Origin of the sequence: Corynebacterium sp. Marseille-P8863 (assembly GCF_946902955.1) — a bacterium.
Taxonomy (GTDB): domain Bacteria; phylum Actinomycetota; class Actinomycetes; order Mycobacteriales; family Mycobacteriaceae; genus Corynebacterium; species Corynebacterium gottingense.
Genome location: NZ_CAMPQC010000003.1, coordinates 308,491 through 328,466 on the forward strand (window position 1 = coordinate 308,491; position 19,976 = coordinate 328,466).

Genomic DNA, 19,976 nt, shown 5'->3' on the forward strand with positions numbered 1-19,976 from the left:
ATAGGCGAAACCGCGCTAGGGTAAGTCCCAGGTACACCAGCACTCGGGAGAATCATGACAGCGTTGCGCGAAGGACAGATCCAGCGTTCCTACATCGTGGCTGACCGCGGGGAGCGGCCCATCACCCGCGGGTGGTTCCACCTCGTTGCGGCGGCGCTGTCCGCGCTGTCGTCGGCGGTGCTCATCACGTTTGCGTGGATGACACTGCACTGGTACGAAGCGCTCGGCGTCACCCTCTACGGCGCAGGCGTCGTGCTCCTCTTCGGCGTCTCCTCCGCGTACCACCTGGTGCCCTGGCGGACCACGAAGGCCGTGCAGTGGTGGCGGCGGGCGGATCACGCGACGATCTCCATCTTCATCGCCGCGACGTACACACCACTGTGCCTCATCGTCTTCGCGCCGAAGACCGCAGCAATCATGCTCACCGTGGCGTGGCTTGGCGGCGTGGGCGGGGCAATCCTCAACCTGGTCTGGATCAACCACCCGCGTTGGCTGGACGTGGTGGTCTACGTTGGGCTCGGCTGGATCATCGTTCCGCTGATACCCACGCTGTGGCACTCCGCGAGCCCGGCCGTCGTGTGGCTACTGCTCGCCGGCGGGATCGTCTACACCCTCGGCGCGCTCATCTACGGCTTCAAGTGGCCCGGCCGCACCGCCCGCTATTACGGCTACCACGAGCACTTCCACGCGGCGACGATCGCCGCAGCCGTCTGCCACCTGGTGGCGATCTGGATGGTCGTGGTGCAAGCCGGCTGAACCCCTTTTGCAGGCCAAGGGTTGGTAGCCTCTCCCCCCATGACCCCAATTGTTCTCGTGGGCCTGCAGCTCATCGGCATCGTCGCCATCGTCCTGGCCGCGTGGTTCCTCGGCAAGAAGCTCCTCGGCTACCCGTGGTCCACGCTCGGATGGGGCGTCCTCGCGTTCCCCCTTTCGCAGGTATTCCGCTTCCTGCTCATATACCCGGTCAACATGCTGTGGGGAGCTATTTTCGACGCCCACACAGCCCTCATCGCCACAACGCTGACCCTCATCGCCACCTCCGGCCTGTTCGAGGAGACGACCCGCTGGGTGGTCATGCGCTTCTGGGCCAAGCGCACTCGCGCCTGGCGCGACGGCGTCGGCTTCGGCCTCGGCCACGGCGGGATCGAGGCACTCCTCACCATCGGGTCTGTGAGTATCAACAATATTGTCCTGCTCCTCGCCGCGGACCAGATCCTGGAGGCCGTCGAATCGCAGCAGAACCCTGAGGCCACCGAAGCGGTCAACCAACAGATCGACGCGGTTCACAGCATCACCGCCGCGCTGGCAGGCATGAGTCTCTACGAGCGCATCCTGGCCATCACCCTCCACGTCGCCATGTCGGTCCTCGTGCTGCGTGCGGTTCGCGAGCACCGCTGGGTCCTGTGGCTCGCCGCCGTAGCCATCCACATCGCGTTCAACTCGATCGCGGTCGGCATGATGCAACTCGGACCGGCGGCGATGTACTCCGCTATGACCGTCAGTACGCTCGCCCTCCTGTGGGCACTGCTCAAGGGGCCGCTGTCGCGCAAGGCCGTCGAGACGAAGCCAGCGGAACCCCCGCTGACCGCTTAAGCTCTCTCGTGTGAATCGACGTACCGCGCTGCTGACTATCGCCTCCGGCCTGGCGCTCGCCGCCTGCGAGGCGGAGCGAAGCACGCGCCCCGTCCAGCGGACCTCGCGCTCTTCACAGCCGAGCCAGACGCAGACGAGTCAGCCACGGCCGAGCACGCCCGCCGCGCTGCGCTTCCCCTCCCCCGCCGCCTACGCGGACGCGCAGCCGACGCAGTTTGGCATGCACTTGCCGGGGATCACGGATTTTCTCCCCACCCAGCCCCCGCTGCGCACCCTCGCGCTCACCTTCGACGCGTGCGGTGGCGAGGTGGACCACGCGCTCGTGGATACCCTGCGCGAGCTCCGCGTCCCCGCCACCCTGTTCCTCGCCGGCCCGTGGATCAAGGCGCACCCGGACTTCACCCGCGAGTTGGCCAACGACCCCCTCTTCCAGCTGGAAAACCACGGGGCCCGCCACCTCCCGCTGAGCGTGAACGGCCAGCACGTCTACGGCATCCCGGGCACCGCGAGCCCCGCCGAGGCGATTCAGGAGGTCGCCGAGAACGCGGAGACGCTGCGCGCCTTCGGGGTCAACTCCACCTGGTTCCGGGCCGCCACCGCCCACTACGACGACATCGCGGTGCGCATCCTCGCCGACAGTGGCGCGCGTATCGCCGGGTTTGCCACCAACGGTGATTTCGGCGCCACCGCCTCCCCCGCCCAGGTCACGCAGCAGATCCGCCACGCTCCCGACGGCGCGATCGTCCTCATGCACATGAACCACCCGCAGTCGGGCACCGCCGCCGGCGTGCGCCAGGCCATCGAGGAGCTCCACGGCCAGGTCCGCTTCGTCCAGCTCGGCGAGGGCACCCCCGCTTAACGACGCCAACGCCGACCCAACTTCAACGTCAGGCCGGCGTCGCACGCGGATGGAGTGTTTTGTGTGGCTAGTGGTCGACCGGAGCCTCCACGCCCACACCGGTCAGGGAGCGGACTTCCATCTCGGCCTGCTTCTCCTCAAAGTTGTCCGGCTTGCCCATGAAGGTGCCAATGATGCCGGCGAGGAAGCCGAGCGGGATGGACACGATGCCCGGGCTGGACAGCGGGAAGATGGCCCAGTCGGCGTTGGGGAACATCGCGGTCTCCGCGCCGGAGACTGCCGGGGACAGGAAGATCAGCACCAGGGCGGAGATGAGGCCGGTGTAGATGGACACGACCGCGCCGGTGGTGTTGAACCGCTTCCAGTACAGGGAGAACAGGATGGTCGGCAGGTTTGCGGATGCCGCGATGGCGAACGCCAGGGAGACCAGGAACGCCACGTTCTGGGACATCGCCAGGATGCCCAGGACGATCGAAACGATGCCCAGGATCACCACGGTGATGCGGGAGACGCGGACCTGCTCGTCCTCGGTGGCCTCGCCGTCACGGATCACCGAGGCATACACATCGTGCGCGATGGACGCGGAGGCGGTGATGGCCAGGCCGGAGACCACGGCGAGCACCGTTGCGAAGGCGACCGCGGAGATGAGCGCCATGAAGAAGGAGCCACCCAGCTCGAACGCCAGCAGCGGGGCCGCGGAGTTCGCGCCGCCGGGAGCGGCGAGGATGCGGTCCGGGCCGACCAGGGCTGCGGCTGCGTAGCCCAGCACCAGGGTGAACAGGTAGAACACACCGATGAGCACGATGGCCCAGGTCACGGACTTGCGCGCTTCCTTCGCGGTGGGCACGGTGTAGAAGCGCATCAGCACGTGGGGCAGGCCCGCGGTGCCGAGCACCAGGGTGAGGCCGAGCGAGATGAAGTCAATCTGCTGGGTCAGGGTCGCGCCGTACTTCAGGCCCGGCTTCATAATCTCTTCGGCTTCGTAGCCCTTCGACGCCAGGTAGTCGGAGGCGGCGTGGGCGCTGATCGCATCGTCGAAGAGCGTGTTCATGCCGCCGCGGATCTTGACAAACACCAGCACCGTCATCACGGCAACACCGGCAACGAGCAGCACGGCCTTAATCATCTGCACGTAGGTGGTGCCCTTCATACCGCCAACAAGGACGTAGACGATCATGATCACGCCGACGATGCCCACGCAAATCGCCTGGGCGGAGTAGCTGTGCAGGTTCAGGAGGACCGAAACCAGCGAGCCCGCGCCCGCCATCTGGGCGATGAGGTAGAACAGCGACACGAACAGGGTGCCAAACGCCGCGGCGACGCGCACCGGCTTCTGGCGCAGGCGGAAGGACAGGACGTCCGCCATGGTGAAGCGGCCGACGTTGCGCAGCGGCTCTGCCACCAGCAGCAGGGCGACGAGCCACGCGACGAAGAAGCCGATGGAGTACAGGAAGCCGTCGTAGCCGCTCAGCGCGATGGAGCCCACAATGCCCAGGAAGGATGCGGCGGACAGGTAGTCGCCCGCAATAGCCAGGCCGTTCTGAGTACCGCTGAAGGAGGAACCACCGGTGTAGAAGTCGGCGGACTCGCTGGTCGTCTTACCAGCGCGGGTCACCACGAAGAGGGTGACCATGATGAAGATGGCAAAGACCGCAATGTTCAGCAGCGGGTTGCCGGCGCCGTCCGCCTCTGGCGCCGCGAGGATGTATTCCTGCATGTGTTAGCCCTCCATGACTTCTCGGATGTGAGCCGCGCGCGGCTCCAGGTTTTTGTTCGCCCACTTCACGTACACCCAGGTGATGAGGAACGTGGTGAAGAACTGCGCCAGGCCGAGCCACAGCCCGACGTTGAGCCCGAGGAAGGGCGTGGCCATTGCCTCCGGCATCAGCGTCGCCACGACCACGAAAACGAGGAACCAGAGGAAGAACGCCACCGATACGGGGAACGTAAATCCGCGGAACGTCTTGCGGAGGTCTTGGAATTCGGGACTGCGCTGCATAGCCACAAATTCGTCGGGGGTGGGTTCCCGACGTTGTGGGATGGAAGTCGATCCAGTCACGGCTTCTATCCTTTCTTGTCTTGTACAAGTTCACGAGTGCTCTGTTTGCAATGTCTGCAGAGGCGGACCAGCACGGCTTGCAGCATCATGATGTGCCACCTTCAACTCGACACCTTGAATGTTACCTACCCCACACCCGGGCCATGTGTGATTACCAGATAACGTTTTCGTGCTAACGTGACCCCGACGCTCAAAACATGCTTTTAGCAGGAAAAACCAATGATCATACGACTACCCCCGTACAGCGCCCCTCCCCCGCCAAAACGCGCAGCAAAAAGGGCCTACCCGCCATCGGGTAGGCCCTCCGTGTGCGCTGAGTGGACCGCTACTCCACGTCTCCGGGGAACGTCAGCGGATCGCCGGACATGCGCCCACCCTGCACGCCGTCGAGGGCGGCCACGTCGGCGTCGTCAAGCTTGACGCTCAGCGCACCGAGGTTTTCCTCCAAGCGCGCGGGGTTCGCCGTCTTCGGCACGACGGACACGCCCATCTGCAGCAGGTACGCCAGCACGACCTGGGCGGGCGTCACGCCATGCTTGTCCGCAACACCGGCGATGGCAGGATCGTCGAAGTTCTTCCCGCGCGCCAGCGGAGCCCACGCCTCGGTGACGATGCCGTGCTCGGCGTGATACTCGCGCAGCTCCGGCTGGCTGAACCCGGCGTGCAGCTCGACCTGGTTGAGCACCGGCGTAACACCGGTGGCCTTTGTGATCTCGTCCAGGACCTCCGGGTAGAAGTTGGCCACACCAACGGACTGCAGCTGGCCCATCCCCTGGAGGTGCACCAGCTCCTCAAAGGCCGACACGTAGAGCCCCTTCTGCGGCCACGGCCAGTGGACCAGGTAGAGGTCGATGAACTCGAGGTCCAGACGCTTGAGCGACTCCTGGTATGCGGCCGCGACGCGGTCCTGGTCGTCGTTCCACAGCTTGGTGGTCACGAACAGGTCCTCGCGGGTGACATCACCGGCCGAGATGGCGTCGTTGAGCGCCTTGCCCACGGCCTCCTCGTTGCCGTAGAAAGAGGCGGTGTCGATGTGACGGTAGCCGAGCTCGATGGCGCGGCGGATGACCTTGTTCACGTCCTCGTCGGAAAGCTTGTAGGTGCCCAGGCCGAGGAGCGGGAAATCGTAGCCGTCGTTGAGCGTGGTGACTGGGATGCGCATGCGTGGTCCTCTCTTAGCGGACGTCGATCAAGTCGATGACAAAGACGAGGGTACGCCCAGCGAGCGGGCTGGGGGCACCCGCAGGACCGTAGCCCTTCTCCGGCGGGACGATCAGCTCGCGGCGGCCGCCGACCTTCATGCCGGGGATGCCCTCCTGCCAGCCTTCAATCAGGCCGCTGAGCCAGAACTCTGCCACGCTACCGCGGTCCCACGAGGAGTCGAACTCCTCGCCAGACTCGTAGAACACGCCGAGGTAGTGCACCTTGACGTAGCCGCCTGGCACCGCTTCAGCGCCGTCACCGACAACGAGGTCATTGATGACCAGGTCTTTCGGCGCCGGCTCGTTCGGAACAGTGATGGTCGGCTTTTCCATGTATGTGAATTCTCCTTGAAGAAACAATCGTGAAAATGCGAAACCGCCGAGAACGGTTTTCCCCGAAGTATAAGGGAAATCTCATTCTCGACGGTTATCCGCGCCTGCTACCTGCGGTTTTCCTATCGCTGGTCGCGCGGGATGAAGTCGCGCTGCTGGTAGCCGGTGTAGATCTGGCGCGGGCGGTTGATCTTGGTGTTCATCTCCAGCTGCTCGCGGTACTGCGCGATCCAGCCCGGGAGGCGGCCGATGGCGAAGAGGACCGTAAAGAAGTCGGTGGGGAAGCCCATCGCACGGTAGATCAGGCCGGTGTAGAAGTCCACGTTCGGGTAGAGCTTGCGGGAGACGAAGTAATCGTCCTTCAGAGCGATCTCCTCGAGCTTCATCGCCAGGTCAAGCAGCTCGTCGCCGCCCAGGTGCTCGAGCACCTCGTGCGCGGTCTCCTTGACGATCGCGGCGCGCGGGTCGTAGTTCTTGTACACGCGGTGGCCGAAGCCCATCAGGCGGACGCCCTTTTCCTTGTTCTTCACGCGGTTCATGAAGTCGGTGGCGTCGCCGTCGTGGTTCGTCTTGATGTCCTCGAGCATCTCCAGCACCGCCTGGTTTGCGCCGCCGTGCAGCGGGCCAGCCAGCGCGTTGATGCCGCCGGCGATGGAGACGAACATGTTCGCCTGCGCGGAGCCGATCATGCGGACGGTGGAGGTGGAGCAGTTCTGCTCGTGGTCAGCGTGCAGGATCAGCAACTTGTCCAGCGCCTTGACCAGGACCGGGTCGACCTCGTACGGCTCGGTCGGGTAACCAAACATCATGCGCAGGAAGTTCTCGCGCGCGTTGAGCGAGTTATCCGGGTACATGTACGGCTTGCCCTGCGATGCGCGGTAAGCGTACGCAGCCAGCATCGGCACCTTTGCCATCAGGCGCACGGTGGCCTTGTCCAGCTGCTCCTCGTCCAACGGGTCGAGCTGGTCCTGGTAGTACGCGGAGAGGATGTTCACCGAGGAAGCCAGCACGGCCATCGGGTGCGCGTTGCGCGGGAAGACGTTGAACGCCGCCTTAAAGTCCTCATCCAGCAGCGTGTGGTGGCGAATCTCGGTGTTGAACTTCTCCAGCTCATCCGTGGTCGGCAGCTCGCCGCGGATCAGCAGGTAGGAGACCTCGTTGAAGCTGGCGTTGTTGGCCAGGTCCGCAATGTCGTAACCGCGGTAGCGCAGAATGCCAGCGTCACCGTCAATGTAGGTGATCTTGGACTCGGTGGAACCTGTGGAAACGTAGCCCGGGTCGAAGGTCACCAGGCCGGTCTCGCCCAGCATCTTGCCAAGGACAACGCCGTCGTTGCCCTCGGAAGCCTTCATGATGTCCATCTCGTACTCGCCACCCGGGTAGTGGAGTACCGCCTTCTCGTTGTTCTCAGTAGCCACAGTGTGCCTTTCCACGATTGATCGCGTTGTTCGGCGCAAGCCGAAGAATTACCTCCGCCATCCTAGCAAAGTTTGTGATCCGTATGACAAGTAGCCGTGAGCAGCCCGTCCGCCACACAGCCCACAACAGCAATCGCCAGAATCTGTGAAACTAAACTGTTCCACCCCCGTTTTGTCATGCATTATATTATGCATTGCACTGCAAGTTTCCCGGCTCCAAACGAGGAAAGACGCCACATGAGCACCTACCCCACCCTCCCCTCCAACCTGATCCCCACCGACGGCCGCTTCGGGTGCGGTCCGTCCAAGGTCCGCCCGGCGCAGCTCGAAGCAATCGCCCGCGGCGCAGACGTGATCGGCACCTCCCACCGCCAGCCGGCGGTGAAGAACCTGGTGGGCGAGGTCCGCGAGGGGCTCGCCGCGCTCTTCGACCTGCCGGACGGCTACGAGGTCGTCCTCTCGCTCGGCGGCGCCACCGCCTTCTGGGATGCCGCAACCTTCGGCGTGATCAAGCAGCGGTCCGCGCACCTGACTTTCGGCGAGTTCTCCTCCAAGTTTGCCAAGGCCGCCGCGAAGGCGCCGTGGCTCGACGAGCCGCGGCTCGTTCAGGCCGACCCCGGATCCGCCCCGAGTCCCGCCGAGTTCAACGGCCTCGACAGCGAGGACGCCGACGTCGTCGCCTGGGCCCACAACGAGACGTCGACAGGCGCCATGGTGCCCGTTACCCGCCCCGACACCGACGCGCTCGTGCTTATCGACGCCACCTCGGGCGCCGGGGGACTCCCCGTTTCCATGCAGGACGCGGACATCTATTACTTCTCCCCGCAGAAGTGCTTCGCCTCCGACGGCGGCCTGTGGCTGGCGGCGATGAGCCCCGCCGCCCTCGACCGCATCGCCGAGGTCAAAGCGTCCGACCGCTTCATTCCCGCATTCCTGGACCTGCAGACCGCAGTAGACAACTCACGCAAGAACCAGACCTACAACACCCCCGCCGTCGCGACGCTGCTCATGCTGGCGGAGCAGGTGTCGTGGATGAACGCGAACGGCGGCCTGGACGGCATGGTCGAGCGCACCTCCGCAAATGCGCAAGCGCTCTACGGCTGGGCCGACGCACACGAGCTAGCCGCCCCCTTTGTCCAGGACCCCGCGCAGCGCTCCCTCGTCGTGGGCACGATCGACTTTGATGCGCGCGTCGACGCCGCCGAGCTGGCCAAGGCGCTGCGCGCCAACGGCATCCTGGACACCGAGCCCTACCGCAAGCTGGGCCGGAACCAGCTGCGCATCGGTATGTTCCCGGCGATTGAGTCGCAGGACGTGCGCACGCTCACGCAGGCGATCGATTGGTTGCTCGGCCAGGGCGTCGGCCAAAAGTAACGACAACCCGAGGGCCAGCACAAACGCCCCGTGTCTACCGCAGCGCCCCGGCGGGGTGCGCTAGGCTGGGGTGAACTGACCGGGCGAAGGGAGATCCATGCGCGAGCTGCACCTGATGGCAGATGAATCGACGGCGAAGTTTTTTGTGCTTCGTGACGCAGACGGCGTGAGCTTCCAGATCGCCCGCTCCGAGTTTGACAGCGTCTACAGTGCCGACAGTGCCCCCGATGTCGCCGACACGCCCGCGTCCGGCAGCACCATCCACCCGCTCCACCCGGCGCCGACCGAGGCCGAGGACGCGCCCGCAGAAGCACCGGAGCCGCAGGAGGCGCCAGAGCCTTCTGAACCCTCAGAGCCCTCAGTACCCGACGACACCCCGGAGTACAGCGCCCTGAGCCAGATGGCCAAGCAGCGCCCCCTGCCGGAGCCGGACCCGCTCCTGTCCACTCCCCTTTCCCTCCCGCCGAAGGAAATCCAGGCGCGCATCCGCGCCGGCGCGACGGCCGCCGAGCTGGCGCAGGAGATGGGCGTGGCGGAAAGCCGTGTCGACCCCTACGCCCACCCCGTCATGCTGGAGCGCGCGCAGATCGCGGAGGCCGCCAAGCAATCGCACCCGGTTCGCGACGACGGCCCCGCGAAGCTCTCCCTGTTTGAGATCCTGGCTACCGCGTTCGCCGCCCGCGGCCACTCGCTGAGCGAGGCGGAGTGGGACGCCACCCGCCAGCCGGGCGACGCGTGGGTCGTACACCTGCGCTGGCGCGCCGGCCTGACAGAGAACGAGGCGCAGTGGACGCTGCAACGCTCGATGGGCGCGACCGCGTCGACCGAGGCGCGCAACGGCGTCGCGGCAGATCTCACGGACCCCAACTTTGTGCAGCCGGTGCGCTCGCTCACCGCGGTGAGCGCGGACGACGGCGAAGCACCGGAAGAGCTCAACGCGCCGGAAGCCAACGAGGCCGACGGCGAAACCGGCGCGCCGGCCGATCCCACTGCACCCACCACGCCCACCACGCCAACAGAGTCCGCAGTGACCGAGGGCGATTTCCTGCAGCACCCGGAGAGCCAGGCCCCACAGAAGCGGCGCCGCAAAGCAGTGACCCCGCACTGGGAAGACGTCCTACTCGGGGTCCGTACAAATACCAAGCGCCCAAAGAAGTAGCGGGCGAACACGCCGAGCAAAGGCCGCGCAGCGGACGCCACATTCCTTAAACTAAGTGACATGTCATACCCTGCCATTGTGACCGTGTGGTTTGTCAGCACTGACGACCCCGCTGCCGTGCTGCGCTCCGAGCCAAAGGCCGACCGCGGCTTCGGCCGCAAGCTGCTCAGCCAGATCAACCCCGCCTGGCCGATCACCCCGATCGGCGAGTTCCCCCTCAACCGCTCCTCCACCCCGGGGCCGGACGAGTTCTACATCGCGGGCTACCCGGGCGTCGCCGTCGTGCAGACCTTTGTGGAGTCGATGGACACCGTGACCGACGCCTCCGAGGTCACCGCCCACCTCCGCGAGGCGCTGCCGGCGACGGACACCTACGTGTTCGCGCAGGGCACGGACTCGGACTACGCCGGATTTGCCCACTACACGGGCACGCAGGTACGCCGCGCGCTGGCCGCGACCCGCGAGGTAGTGCTCGAGGACGTCGGCCTGCCCGACCCGTTCGAGGCCCCCTACTGGGCGGGCGAGAAAGCGGAGCAGCTGGGAGGGATCACGCTCCCCTTCGAGCCGTCGGGCCTCACCGATGCGGCGCAGGAGGCCTGGCTGGGTGTCCCCGTCAGCCCGGAGGGGCCGGACGTGCACGTGGTGGGCTACGCCATCGACGGCCGCCCGGAGCCGAAGATCGGCCCGGCGAAGCCGCGGACCAAGTCGGTCAATGAGGTCGCCGCCCGCTTCGCAGATACGGAGAAGGACTACGACGACTACGAGGTCGAAGCCCCGGAGGAGGACGGGCACGAGTTTGCGCAGCTTGCCGACGCCTCCCTCGCCGCCACCAAGCGCATCGGCCGCGGCCTCTCGCGCCGCCTCAAGCGACTGGCGGCGCAGATCCAGGACCGCATCCGGCACTCGGACCGCTAGGACCGGGAGCGCTGCGCCTCGTAGAACGCAATCGCGGCTGACGTCGCCACGTTGAGCGAGTCGGTTCCCGGTGCCATGGGGATCTTTGCGCGCGCGTCGGTCGCGGCCATGGCGTGGCGCGTCAGGCCCGGTCCCTCCCCGCCGACGAGGAAGGCGATCTTGTCGTGATCTTCCACGGCCTCGCGCAGCAGCACCGCGTCGTCGGCCGGTGTGAGCGAAACGAGCCACCATCCGTCGTCCTTGAGCTCCTGCAGGGAGCGCTGCCAGGTCGTGGTCGTGCCCTCGAGGTGCGCAAACGGGGTGCGCAGGACGTGGCCCATGGAGACGCGCACGCTGCGGCGATACAGCGGGTCGGCGGTCGCCGCGCCGAACAGGACGCCGTCCACGCCCATGCCCGCCGCGTTGCGGAAGATGGACCCAATGTTTTCGTGGTCGCCCACGCCCTCCAGGATGACAAGCGTGCGCGCGCCGTCGAGGACCTCGGCGACGCTGCGCTCGGGCGCCTTGTCCGCGGAGGCGAGCAGGCCGCGGTGCATGTCGTAGCCGGCGACCTCGCCCATGATCTTCCGGGTGATCTCGTAGACCGGGATCTCGCGGCGCTCGAGCTCCTCGCCGTAGTCCTGGAGGAAGGATTCGAGCCGGCCGCCGAAGCCGTAGATGGCGCGGACCGGGAAGCGGGACTCCACGAGACGGCCCGCGACGAGCGGGCCTTCGGCGAAGACCAGCCCTTTCTCCTTATCGGAGTGTTTGAGGTCGCGGATGTCGTCGAGTCGGGGGTCCTGGGGGTCGTCGATAAGCATGAATCTCCTAGCTTAGTGCGGCGAGCAGCGGGCCCTGCGCGAAGTAGACCACGAATAGGGCCGAGATGAGCCACATGATCCAGTGGATCTGCTTGTGCTTGCCGGTGAACACAGCCATCACGGTGAACACGATGAAGCCGACGCCAATGCCGTTGGCAATGGAGTAGGTCAGCGGCATGACGACGATGGTGAGAAACGCCGGGAAGGCGACGTCGAAGCGGGTCCAGTCAATGCTGCCCACCTGCATCATCATCAGGGCGCCCACGACGACGAGGACCGGTGCTGCGGCCTCGATGGGCACCATCTCATACAGCGGGGTGAAGAACATGGCGGCGAGGAAGAGCACGCCGGTGACCACGTTGGCCAGGCCGGTGCGCGCGCCGTCGGCGATGCCCGCGGAGGAGTCGACGAAGACGGTGTTGGAGGACGAGGAGGCGGCGCCGCCGAGCACCGCGCCGAAGCCCTCGACAACCAGGGCGCGCTTCATGTCGGGCAGGTTGCCGTGCTCGTCGGTCACCTCGGCCTGGCGGCCGAGCGCCGTCATGGTGCCCATCGCGTCGAAGAAGTTGGCCAGGACCAGGGTGAACACCAGCAGCGAGGCGGCGACGACGCCCAGGTGCACGAACGCGCCCGCCAGGTCGATGTTGCCCACGAGTGACAGGTCGGGGACGCCTCCGAGCGAGCTGGGCAGCTCCGGCACGGCGAGCGACCAGCCGTGCGGATCATCCGCGGAGGAACCGGCGCCGGCGAAGTGCTCCACGATCAGGGAGATGATGGTGGTGATGACGATCCCGATGAACAGTCCGCCAGGCACGTTGCGTGCGACCATGAAGCCGCAGATGATCAGGCCGATCACAAAGACGAAGGTGGGCCAGGAGGCGATGGAGCCGCTAAAGCCCAGCTGGACCGGCACGGTGGTCATTGCCGCATCGGGCACGCGGCGGACAAAGCCTGCGTCCACGAGGCCGATCATGGCAATGAACATGCCGATGCCCACGCTCATGGCCACCTTCATGGAGTCCGGAATCGCGTCAAACACCGCGGTGCGGAAGCCGGAGATGGCGAGCAGGACGATGATGATGCCGTCGATGACCACCAGCCCCATGGCCTCCGGCCAGGTCAGCCCCTGCTGCCCCACGAGCGTGACGGCCACGAGCGTGTTCAGGCCGAGGCCGGTGGCGATGCCGAAGGGGTACTTGGCAATCACGCCGAAGAGAATGCTCATCACGCCCGCGGCGAGCGCGGTCACGGCGGCGACCTGCGGGATTCCCAGCACCACGCCGTCGCGGTCCGCGCTGGTGCCCAGGATCAGCGGGTTGAGCAGCACGATGTAGGCCATTGCGAAGAAGGTAACTACGCCGGCGCGGATCTCCGTGCCGACGGTGGAGCCGCGTTCGTTGATGTGAAAGAATCGGTCAAGCCCGCCCTGCGGCGAGGCGTTTGAGGTGACGGTACTCACGTCGGATGTTCTCCCCTATCCCTTTCAGGATGATTGAATTATGAATGGCACGGCCTGGATACATACTGCCGTTTCCGTGACATAGACTGTCACTTTTCTTGGCATTTTTACAAATACGACCATTGCAACCACTGCCCCACCCACGGAAAGGCCCGCGGTGCACTCATTCACCTTCGTCGTGCAAGAGGGGGCGGTTGTCGACGCCGCCGCGTACACCTCCGAGCTGCGCCACCTCGGCGTTTCCACCGCCGAGATACATCGGCTCCGCCTCCGCCTAAGCCTGGTGGGTGGTACGCGCCGCGCGGTCCTCGTGGTCGAGGGCAGCTCGGCCTCCCTCGAGCTTCGCCCGCTGGCCCCTATGCCGCTGGAGATCGCGGTCGCCGCCCAGCCGGTGCGCGACGAGCGCACCACCCCCGCCTTTGTCGGCCCGGACCTGGGGTGGCAGCGGCTCGAACTCGCTCAGGCGGGGGCCGATGAGGGCCTGCTTGTCGACGCCACGGGCCGGGTCGTCTCCGCCATCATGAACCCCCTCCTGCTGCTCAAGCACGGTGCCGCGTATGTATCGAGCCACGAACACACCTCCGCCTCGATCGCGCTCGACGGCGTGGTGGACATCCTCGCTGGACAAGGCGTCGAGGTGCGCCACCTCGACGGCGGCTTCGTCCGCTCGGACCTGCTCACCAGCGAGGTATGGGTGGTCGACCCGCTGTGCGGCGCGCGCCTGGTCACGTCGTGGCTGGAGTACGGGACGCGGCGCCCGGCGCGCCGCTGGGTGGAGCGCCGCGAAGTGCCGACGCACCGTGAGGTCAACGAGCTGCGCCGCGGGCGGGCGACACCGCTCTAGGCACGCCGCGCTAGAGCCCGACCGATTCCACCGTCGTATCGGCGTGGGCGCCGCACCCGTAGGACGCGGCGACGACGTGACCGTCAGCCGAGTACTCGTTAGTGCACACGCCGAAGTTGTCGCCGACCGGCTCGCCCATCGGGACGTAGAACGCGCAGCTGCGGCAGTGCAGCGCTGCCTTCTCTGCAAACTCGCTGTTCGGGCCGTAGTCGCCGGTGCGCCAGCGCTTCTCCGCGTCGCTGAGCCCCTTTTCGGTGAGGTAGTGCTTCGTTTCCCGCCCCGGGAACGTGACGGCGTGGCGGGAGAAGGAGTCTTCGGTGAGGCGATCGTCGTCAGGCGCGATCTCGATGATGTCGCCCGGGCCGAGGTCGCCGGGGCGCAGCCGCTCGGAGTACGGCACCCAGTCGGGCGCTTCGAGCGCGCCGGCAGCGGGCATGAGCGCGAGCTCGTTGATGGTCACCCAGTCGGAGCCCGTGGCGCAGGCGACGACGACGTTCCATTCCCAGCCGGGGTACCCGGGGACCTGCGCGGCAAACCGATGCGTCGCGACGTTGTGGCTCAACCCGCCCACGCCGATGTGCTCACCGATTTCCTCGGGCTGCGCGATCTCTTCGAGCGCTTCGCGCGCGGTGTCGATCGCGTTGGCGCTGAGCAGTGGCGTGGCCGCGTCGGGCCGCTTGCGGGAGCGTTTGTTGGAATGTGACACGCTCACCATTATGCGCGACACCGGGCGCACGAGTACAGCGGGTGTGCAGGTGGTGCAAGATAGGGGCATGATCTTCACTCGCCGCGCAGCCGCAGTAGCCGCTGCCTCCCTTGCCGTCTGCGCATCCCTGACCGCGTGCGACGACGACACCCTGCCCGACACAGCGCCCGACACCGTGCCCAATGCTGCCCCCGAGCGCCTGCGCGCGGTCGTGCAGGAGCGCTACGATTTCGACCCCACCAGCTTTACCCAGGGCCTGGAGGTGGACCAGGACGGCTCGCTGCTGGTGGGCACCGGGCAGGAGGGCGAGTCCCGCATCTACCGGCGCTCGCTCGACGGCGCCGAGTCGCAGTCGGTGGACCTGGACCCGGAGCTGTTCGGCGAGGGCATCACCCGCGTGGGCGACGCGCTCTGGCAGCTCACCTGGCAGGACAACACCGCCATCCGCCGCGACGCCTCCACGCTGGAAGAGACGGGTCGCGTCTCCTACGAGGGCGAGGGCTGGGGCCTGTGCAACCGGGGCGAGGAGCTCATCTTCTCCGACGGCTCGGCGGAGCTGCGCCGCATGGATCCGGATTCGCTTGAGGAGCGCGAGCGGTTCCGCGTCACCTCCGACGGCGCCCCCGTCACCGGGCTCAATGAGCTCGAGTGCGTGGGCGACGACATCTACGCCAACGTGTTTACCACCACGGATATTGTGCGCATCGACGCCAACTCGGGCGAGGTCACAGCGCTTATCGACGCCTCCGCGCTCCCCAACCACGCCTCCCCCGACCCGAACAACGTACTCAACGGCATCGCACACCTGCCGGGCACGGACGAATTCCTGCTGGCCGGCAAGCGCTGGCCGGACCTATACCGGGTCACCTTCGAACCGGCCGACGGCCAGTCCGGCTAGCGCACCCGGTTAGACTGGCGCGCATGGCATCTACGGCAAAACAGTCCGGAGCGGCGTCGGGTGGCGGCGCGCTGAAGCAGATCGCGGTCATCGCCGTGCTCGTGATTGTGCTGGTCGGAGGCATCTACGCGTTCTTGGAGTGGCAGCGCTCCGCGCCGTCGACACCGGTGCGTGACGTCCGCGTGCAGGTCGCCGCGGGGGACAATTCGCAGGAGCTGGCGCCGTACACGGTCTGCCCGCTGGATGAGCAGTGCGACGGCGGCGAGCCGCCCGCGCTTGAGCTGGGCGACGCGACCGAGCTGCGATTCAACGTGCCGGAAGAGATCTCCAGCTCCGGGTGGCGCCTGCTCACCATTTATGATGACCCCGCGGCGAACAACGAGCAGGTGTTTCAGTCGAACGAATCGGACGAGCAGACCGTGCAGGCGGTGACGGAGTCGGGCGCGCGCCTCGTGGTTGCGGAGGTCTCGGCGCTGGAAATAGATCGTGGCGAGGACGGGGAAGAAATCCCTGTCCTCGCCACGTGGTCGGTTGGTGTGGGTGACGCGTAGGCGTCGATAAGCAATGCCCCGCTACGCGTCGAGCTCGCGTGCCACGGCGCGCAGGATGTCCGCCACCTGGCGGGATTCCTTGCGGTCCGGGTAGCGGCCGTTGGTCAGCGCCGGCTGGACCTCGGTCTCAATCATGGTCATCACGTCAGCGAGCATGCTCCCCAGCTGCTCCGGGGTGTGCTTGTGCACGGGGCGGCGCTTCGGCGTCTCCAGTACCTTCACCCGTAGCGCCTGCGGGCCCTTGCGCCCGGCCGCGAAATCGAACTCGATGCGCTGGCCGGGGACGAGCTCCTCGACGCCGTCGGGAAGCACGGACTTGCCAATAAAGACGTCCTCTTCACCCGGGTTGGATGCGAAGCCGAAGCCCTTGTCGGCGTCGAACCACTTCACCTTTCCGATAGGCATAATGCATCTTCCTTTACTCGTATCGTGCCCGTAAGGGCGTTCCCTTCACCTTAACGAAAGAGGTGATCGTACCCATCCACCTCCTCCCGCTTCCAAACCGCACCACTGTGGCGTAACTCACTGAATATTTCTGCAACACCGTGACCAGCGCTTTCGAGTCCGCTTTCGTCGACACTACGCCTTACCGACACCCGTTTCGTGCCCATTGCGTGACTCAATCGTTATAAACCGCTAGGCTGACCCGCAACGCTAGACAGGCAGAACCGAGAGAGGATTTTTCACCTATGGGTCGCCACTCCAAGCAGACCACTTCCCCGGCCAAGAAGGCCCTCGCAGGCACCGCAGCGGCAGCAGCCCTCGCAGGTGTCGGCGCGCTTGCCCCGCAGGCATCCGCCGCTCCCGACTCCGACTGGGACCGTCTCGCAGGCTGCGAGGCCGGCGGCAACTGGCACATCAACACCGGCAACGGCTACTACGGTGGCCTGCAGTTCAACTACGGCACCTGGCAGGCGTACGGCGGCGGCGAGTTCGCCCCGACCGCGGACCAGGCCACCCGCGAGCAGCAGATCATCGTCGCCGAGCGCACCCTGGCGCAGCAGGGCTGGGGCGCATGGCCCGCTTGCTCCGCCAGCCTCGGCCTGAACTCCGCGCCGACCAACCGGGACGCGCAGGCAGCCCAGGCAGCCCAGCCAGCTCCGGCCCCCGAGCCGGCTCCGGCGCCCGCACCGGCCGCCCCGGCTGAGCAGGCTCCGGTCCAGGAGGACACCACTCTGGCCGTCGATGAGCTGTACTCCCAGGTTGTCACCACGCTGAACAACGCCGGCCTCGGCGTCCCGACGCAGGTCCACAGCACCTACGCTGCAAACCGCCACGACTACAACGCGTTCTACAAGGCGAACCAGCCGCTGATCGACGCCGTTCTCAACGGCAACATCAACGGCATCATCGCCCAGGTGCAGGCACAGGCACTGCGCTAAACAGCTAAACGGCGGCTGTGCAGCGCACAGCAAAGCGCCTCCGCGGATCCCTGTTGGGAACCGGGGAGGCGCTTTTTCGTGCCGCGGGCGCGCTAGCGGTTGATGCGCGTGGTCGGGTGCACGTAACCGGTTTCCTCAGCCGGCATCGGCAGCACGAGCTCGTTGCCGAAGGGGCTGGAAGCGCCGGCGATCTTCGAGGAAATCTCCGTCACGGGGTGACCATTACCTGGGGTGTGCTCAGGCCACGCCGGGTTTGCGCGACCGATCTTCTCTACATCTTTAGCCATGCCCCTTATTCTGTCACGTCCGTGGTCAAAACGCACGCAAAGTCACCCACTAAGCTTGTACCCCGACATGACTGACTTCGCCGACGCGCTCAACCAGCTCACCCCCGACGCCCTGCGCCGCCTCATCGGCCTGCGCCCGGACGCGTTCTTCCCGCCTCCGCCCTCGCTGGCGTCGCTGGCCACGCGCCTCACGCAGCCCGCCTCCACCTCCCGTGCGCTGCGCGCGCTCAACGCCGCAGACCTCGCCACGTTGCAATCGCTTGTCGACGCCGGCGCCGAGCTCTCCCCCACCGACCCGGCCCCCTTCGGCGACACGACCCGGCTGCGCGACGCAGCGCTCGTCTACGACGGCGGCGCTGCTGGCTCCGGCGAGCTGGTGCGCGTGGCCCCCGGCGCCGTCGCTCCTCTGCCCCAGGCCTGGCGCGTCGCCGACCGCCCTCCGGCCGACCTGGACGCAAAGCTCGCGGCCCTCGATGTGCGCCAGCGCAAAGTGATCGAGTCGCTGGCCGCAGGCGGCGGCATCGGCTTGTCCAAGGCCGCCGCGCCGGACGCCGACCCCACTACTCCCGCCGCCCGCCTCGTCGCGGACGGACTCCTGGTCCGCATGGACGCGCACTCCGTCCGTCTCCCCGAGCCTGTCCTCCTCGCCTTCCGCGGGCGCACCCCGCGCGTCCACCCGCTTACCGCCCCGCCGGAGCCGGAGGCAGACCAGACGACCGTGGACCGCGACGCCACCGCCGCGGGCCTGGAAGCCGTGCGGCAGGCGCGCCAGCTGCTCACCCGCCTGCTGCGCACACCCGCGCCGCTGAACAAGGACGGCTCCGTGGGCGTGCGCACCCTCGCTGCGCTGACCAAGGAGCTAGGGTTCGACCCCGGCCTCACCATCACCGTCGGCGAGGCCGCCGGCCTCATCGGGCGCGGCCCGGTCGACGACTCCCGCACCGGCGCGGACGACACGAACGCGCTCGCCGCCACCAAGGACGCGTTGAGCTGGCTCGACGCGCCGATCTCGGACCAGTGGGCGATCCTCCTCGCCGGCTGGCTCGCCTCCCCGTGGCGCCTTGACCAGGGCCGCCTGCTCAGCACCGAGTCGCGCCAGCCGGACCTGCGGCGCACCCGCGAGGTCATCGCTCGCCACGGCGGCGACATGGAGCAGCTCCTCTTCCACGCCCCGCTCGAGACCGCGGGGCTGCGCCCGGAATTCGTCGCTCAGCTCGCCGAAGAGGCGCGCACATTCGGCGCCCTCGCCCCCACCCCGTCCACGCCGCTGCGGGTTCTGCTCACGCGCGGCGACGTCGCCGCGGCCACCCGCGAGCTGGTCCCCGCGGAAATCGACGCCGTCATCGCCCAGGCGGACCTCACCATCCTCGCGCCTGGCCCCCTCCCACCGGCGATGGCGTCCATGCTCGAATCCTTCGCCCAGCTCGAGTCCCCCGGCCTGGCCAGCGTTTGGCGCGTCAGCGACGCCTCCGTGCGCCGCGCCCTCGACGCCGGACGTACCGCCGAGGAGCTCAAGGCATGGCTCGAGGACCACGCCCTCGGAGAGGTTCCGCAGGGGTTGGGCTTTTTGCTTGACGACGTCGCGCGCACCCACGGTGCCGTCCGCGCAGGCTCCGCGCTGAGCTACCTGCGCAGCGAGGACCCGGCTGCGCTCGCGGCCGCCGCGCAGCACGCGCCGCTGCGTATCCTCGCCCCCACCGTCGCCGTCTCCCAGCTCCCGCTGCCGCAGCTGATCGCCCGGCTTCGCGACGCCGGCCTGCAACCGGCCGCCGAAGACGCCGACGGCGCCACCATCGACCTCGCCCCGGAACCGGCGCTGGTGCGTGCGACACCTGCAACGTTGGCGCGCGACTACCAGATCGACGAGGGCCGCGTGGAGCAGCTCGTCGGGGCGCTGACTGCGGGGGCGAAGGTGGCGTCGACAAACGACAAGGAGGCCCCCGCAGAGGTGCTGCGCGCGGCGGCGCGCGGCCGGCGCCACGTGCGCGTGACCTACTTCTCCGGTGCCGGCGAGCAGCGCCAACTCGCGGCGCTGCCGCTCTCGGTGCGGGAGGGGCGGGCCGACCTGCTCGACGAGGCGACCGACAAGGTCGTCCGCCTCCCCATCGCCCGCGTGGCCGGGGTGGAGCTGGCCTAG

21 protein-coding genes are annotated in these 19,976 nt (G+C 67.2%); 11 read left to right on the plus strand and 10 right to left on the minus strand.

From position 1 onward, the window contains the following. The first annotated feature begins 54 nt into the window (after positions 1-54). From trhA to OVO38_RS03800, 3 genes are read left to right on the plus strand one after another with little or no spacing between them, the layout of a single operon-like run. Entirely contained in the window at positions 55-756 is a 702-nt protein-coding gene (trhA, locus tag OVO38_RS03790) for a PAQR family membrane homeostasis protein TrhA (protein ID WP_267207781.1), read from the plus strand. Between the two features lie 39 nt (positions 757-795). Next, entirely contained in the window at positions 796-1,593 is a 798-nt protein-coding gene (locus OVO38_RS03795; protein ID WP_267207782.1) for a YhfC family glutamic-type intramembrane protease, read from the plus strand. Between the two features lie 10 nt (positions 1,594-1,603). Next, positions 1,604-2,452: a polysaccharide deacetylase family protein gene (locus tag OVO38_RS03800; protein ID WP_267207783.1), complete on the plus strand. Its 849-nt coding sequence runs from the start codon at positions 1,604-1,606 to the stop codon at positions 2,450-2,452. Positions 2,453-2,519: 67 nt separating this feature from the next. Here the strand turns inward: OVO38_RS03800 and OVO38_RS03805 are convergent, their stop codons facing one another. From OVO38_RS03805 to OVO38_RS03825, 5 genes are all read right to left on the minus strand, one after another. Beyond that, on the minus strand, positions 2,520-4,169 hold the full coding sequence (locus tag OVO38_RS03805; RefSeq protein WP_267207784.1) for a cation acetate symporter: 1,650 nt from the start codon (positions 4,167-4,169) through the stop codon (positions 2,520-2,522). A 3-nt stretch (positions 4,170-4,172) separates the two neighbouring features. Further along, a complete protein-coding gene (locus tag OVO38_RS03810; RefSeq protein WP_095535787.1) occupies positions 4,173-4,451 on the minus strand; it encodes a DUF485 domain-containing protein in 279 nt (92 codons plus the stop codon). 385 nt (positions 4,452-4,836) lie between these two features. Continuing rightward, on the minus strand, positions 4,837-5,673 hold the full coding sequence (locus OVO38_RS03815) for an aldo/keto reductase (RefSeq protein ID WP_267207785.1): 837 nt from the start codon (positions 5,671-5,673) through the stop codon (positions 4,837-4,839). A gap of 13 nt (positions 5,674-5,686) precedes the next feature. After that, positions 5,687-6,046, minus strand: a complete 360-nt coding sequence (locus tag OVO38_RS03820; RefSeq protein WP_095277137.1) for an FKBP-type peptidyl-prolyl cis-trans isomerase — start codon at positions 6,044-6,046, stop codon at positions 5,687-5,689. 122 nt (positions 6,047-6,168) lie between these two features. Next, positions 6,169-7,482, minus strand: coding sequence for a citrate synthase (locus OVO38_RS03825; protein WP_095277215.1), 1,314 nt, complete (start codon positions 7,480-7,482; stop codon positions 6,169-6,171). A gap of 219 nt (positions 7,483-7,701) precedes the next feature. On the opposite strand from OVO38_RS03825, the gene serC reads away from it, so the two are divergent. From serC to OVO38_RS03840, 3 genes are all read left to right on the plus strand, one after another. Next, on the plus strand, positions 7,702-8,838 hold the full coding sequence (gene serC, locus OVO38_RS03830; RefSeq protein ID WP_267207786.1) for a phosphoserine transaminase: 1,137 nt from the start codon (positions 7,702-7,704) through the stop codon (positions 8,836-8,838). Positions 8,839-8,935: 97 nt separating this feature from the next. After that, on the plus strand, positions 8,936-9,997 hold the full coding sequence (sepH, locus tag OVO38_RS03835; protein WP_095546011.1) for a septation protein SepH: 1,062 nt from the start codon (positions 8,936-8,938) through the stop codon (positions 9,995-9,997). Positions 9,998-10,057: 60 nt separating this feature from the next. Next, positions 10,058-10,912, plus strand: a complete 855-nt coding sequence (locus tag OVO38_RS03840; protein ID WP_267207787.1) for a DUF6928 family protein — start codon at positions 10,058-10,060, stop codon at positions 10,910-10,912. On the opposite strand, the gene OVO38_RS03845 is transcribed toward OVO38_RS03840, so the two are convergent. Together OVO38_RS03845 and OVO38_RS03850 are read right to left on the minus strand one after the other, a co-directional pair. After that, entirely contained in the window at positions 10,909-11,712 is an 804-nt protein-coding gene (locus OVO38_RS03845) for a TrmH family RNA methyltransferase (RefSeq protein ID WP_267207788.1), read from the minus strand. The two genes, OVO38_RS03840 and OVO38_RS03845, sit on opposite strands and share 4 nt — an antisense overlap. A 7-nt stretch (positions 11,713-11,719) precedes the next feature. Beyond that, on the minus strand, positions 11,720-13,171 hold the full coding sequence (locus OVO38_RS03850; protein WP_267207789.1) for an NCS2 family permease: 1,452 nt from the start codon (positions 13,169-13,171) through the stop codon (positions 11,720-11,722). Between the two features lie 157 nt (positions 13,172-13,328). Here OVO38_RS03850 and OVO38_RS03855 point away from each other — a divergent pair, with 157 nt between their 5' ends. Continuing rightward, positions 13,329-14,015, plus strand: coding sequence for a hypothetical protein (locus OVO38_RS03855; protein ID WP_095277151.1), 687 nt, complete (start codon positions 13,329-13,331; stop codon positions 14,013-14,015). Between the two features lie 10 nt (positions 14,016-14,025). Here the strand turns inward: OVO38_RS03855 and OVO38_RS03860 are convergent, their stop codons facing one another. Next, positions 14,026-14,730, minus strand: coding sequence for a DUF3027 domain-containing protein (locus OVO38_RS03860; RefSeq protein ID WP_095277153.1), 705 nt, complete (start codon positions 14,728-14,730; stop codon positions 14,026-14,028). Between the two features lie 58 nt (positions 14,731-14,788). Between OVO38_RS03860 and OVO38_RS03865 the strand changes: the two genes are divergently transcribed. Together OVO38_RS03865 and OVO38_RS03870 are read left to right on the plus strand one after the other, a co-directional pair. Further along, positions 14,789-15,619: a glutaminyl-peptide cyclotransferase gene (locus tag OVO38_RS03865; RefSeq protein WP_267207790.1), complete on the plus strand. Its 831-nt coding sequence runs from the start codon at positions 14,789-14,791 to the stop codon at positions 15,617-15,619. A gap of 23 nt (positions 15,620-15,642) precedes the next feature. Beyond that, entirely contained in the window at positions 15,643-16,170 is a 528-nt protein-coding gene (locus OVO38_RS03870; RefSeq protein WP_267207791.1) for a DUF2771 domain-containing protein, read from the plus strand. Between the two features lie 21 nt (positions 16,171-16,191). Here the strand turns inward: OVO38_RS03870 and OVO38_RS03875 are convergent, their stop codons facing one another. Next, a complete protein-coding gene (locus tag OVO38_RS03875; protein ID WP_095277157.1) occupies positions 16,192-16,575 on the minus strand; it encodes a cold-shock protein in 384 nt (127 codons plus the stop codon). 284 nt (positions 16,576-16,859) lie between these two features. Here OVO38_RS03875 and OVO38_RS03880 point away from each other — a divergent pair, with 284 nt between their 5' ends. Further along, the gene (locus OVO38_RS03880) at positions 16,860-17,552 is read left to right on the plus strand and encodes a resuscitation-promoting factor Rpf1 domain-containing protein (RefSeq protein ID WP_095538226.1); all 693 of its coding nucleotides are present in this window, start codon (positions 16,860-16,862) and stop codon (positions 17,550-17,552) included. A 92-nt stretch (positions 17,553-17,644) separates the two neighbouring features. On the opposite strand, the gene OVO38_RS03885 is transcribed toward OVO38_RS03880, so the two are convergent. Beyond that, the gene (locus tag OVO38_RS03885) at positions 17,645-17,839 is read right to left on the minus strand and encodes a hypothetical protein (protein ID WP_095277162.1); all 195 of its coding nucleotides are present in this window, start codon (positions 17,837-17,839) and stop codon (positions 17,645-17,647) included. 67 nt (positions 17,840-17,906) lie between these two features. Between OVO38_RS03885 and OVO38_RS03890 the strand changes: the two genes are divergently transcribed. Next, positions 17,907-19,976 carry a helicase-associated domain-containing protein gene (locus tag OVO38_RS03890; protein ID WP_267207792.1) on the plus strand — a complete coding sequence of 690 codons (2,070 nt, stop codon included), beginning with the start codon at positions 17,907-17,909 and terminating at the stop codon, positions 19,974-19,976.